1 protein-coding gene is annotated in these 1,962 nt (G+C 76.9%); it reads left to right on the top strand.

Going from position 1 to position 1,962, the window contains the following annotated elements; translation table 11 throughout:
• Nucleotides 1-82: 82 nt before the first annotated feature.
• Nucleotides 83-1,962, top strand: a 1,880-nt coding sequence (locus AOK24_RS44000) for a tetratricopeptide repeat protein (protein ID WP_055725415.1), incomplete at its 3' end; no start/stop codon positions are given.

Here is a 1,962-nt window from a genome sequence, read left to right as displayed (position 1 = left end):
CGGCGGGGGCCGGGGGCGGGGCGCTGCGCCGGAAGGGCACCAACCGGTGTGATGCGCTCCGCTGCCCGATACCATCCGTGGGGTGACAGCGGCACACGAACCGGTCCTCGAACTGCTGCCTCTGGTGTTCGCCGCCCCCCATGAGGCGTTGGCGCGGGCGGAGGAACTGCTCCGCGCCGATCCGCCGGCGCTGCACGGCTCGGTCGCCCATCAGGTGATCGGGATCTGGCAGCGGGACTGGGGCGATCTGGGTCTCGCGCTGAAGCATCTGCGCCGCGCGCGCGTGCTGGCGGCGCGCGCCGACTCCGCCGACCGGGAGGCGGACATCCTGGGCACCCTCGGGGTCGCCCTCGTGCACGCGGGCCGTACCCGGCAGGGTCTGGCCGCGTTCGAGCGGGGCGTGGAGCGCGGTACGGGACTCACGCGCGCGCGGGTGCTGTTTAGGCGGGCGTACTCGTGGGAGGTCCTCGGGCATCACCCTCAGGCGCTGGAGGACCTGCGGCGCGCGGTGCCGGTGCTGCGTCAGGTGGGCGACACCATCTGGACGGCGCGTGCGCTGAACCTGCGCGCGACGGTGCATCTGGCGCTGGGCGCGGTGGACCGGGCGGACGCGGACTACGCGGCGGCGCAGGCCCTGTGGGACACCACCGGCCAGGAGCACGACAAGGCGGACGCCGTCGAGAGCCAGGGCATCGCCGCGTTCCGCTCGGGCGACATCCCGCGCGCGCTGAGCCTGCTGGACGACGCGGAGGAGCGGTACGCGAAGCTCGGCACGCCGGGGATCATGCTGAACATCCGGCGCTGCGAGGTGCTGATGGCCGCCGGGCTCGCCCCGGAGGCGCTGGCCGAGGCGGACGCGGCGATCGCCGTCCTGGACGGCATCCGGGGGCAGTCCACGCGCAAGGCGGAACTCCTGCTGGCGGCGGCGAAGGCGGCGCGCCTCGCGGGCGACACGGGCACGGCCATCGCGCGCGCGGCGGTCGCCGTGCGGCTGTTCGCGGCACAGCGGCGGTCCTGGTGGGAGACGCACGCCCAACTGGTGCTGATCGAGGCGAAGCTGACGGCCGGGCGGGCGTCGGGGCGGCTCGTCGCGGACGCCGCGAAGGTCGCCGGGCGGCTCGCGTCGTTCGGCGCGCCCGCGGCGCCCGAGGCGTGGCTGCTCGCGGGCCGTATCGCGCTGGTCCTGGACTGGACGGCCGACGCCGAGCGGTATCTCGCGCTGGCGGCCCGCAGCCGGCACAGCGGGCCTCCGCTGGCCCGGGTGACGGGGTGGGCGGCGCAGGCCCTGCGCGCCCGCGCGGCGGGCTCGGGGCGGGGTGTCCTGGAGGCGTGCCGGCGCGGTCTCGACGTCCTGGACGACCACCGGATGACGCTCGGCGCCTCCGAGCTGCGCGCGCGGGCGACCGCGCAGGGCGCCGAACTCGCCGCGCTGGCGCAGCAGGTGAGCCTGGAGGGGGGCGGGCCCCGCCAGTTGCTGCTGTGGTCCGAGCGGTGGCGGGCGACGGTGCTGTCCGCGCCGCCCACCCGGCCGCCCGCCGACGCGACCCTCCTGAGCGGTCTGACGGCCTTCCGCGTCATCGCCGACCAAGCGGAGCAGGCCCGCATCTCCGGGCGCCCCCTGCCCGCCCTGGAGCGCGAGCAGCGGCGTCTGGAGCGGGAGATCCGGTCGAGGACGCTGCACATCCGGGGCGAGTCACCGAACGACGGCCACCGGTTCGACGTGGGGCGGCTGCTGGAGCGGCTCGGCGACGGGCGGCTCGTCGAACTCGCCGTGCTGGATGGGCGCGTGCAGGTGCTGCTCGTCGGGGGCGGGCGGGTGCGGCGGTTCGCGGGCGGGCGGCTCGCGGACGCCGAGCGGGAGGCCGAGCACGTCCAGGCGACGCTCCGGCGGCTCGCGCACCCGGGCGCGGAGGGGCGGCTGCCGCTCGTCGAGGAGATGGGGCGCCGGCTCCAGACACTCCT

Source organism: Streptomyces niveiscabiei (genome assembly GCF_001419795.1).
In the GTDB taxonomy this organism is placed as follows: Bacteria; Actinomycetota; Actinomycetes; order Streptomycetales; family Streptomycetaceae; genus Streptomyces; species Streptomyces niveiscabiei.
This window is presented reverse-complemented; position numbering and strand designations above follow the sequence as displayed.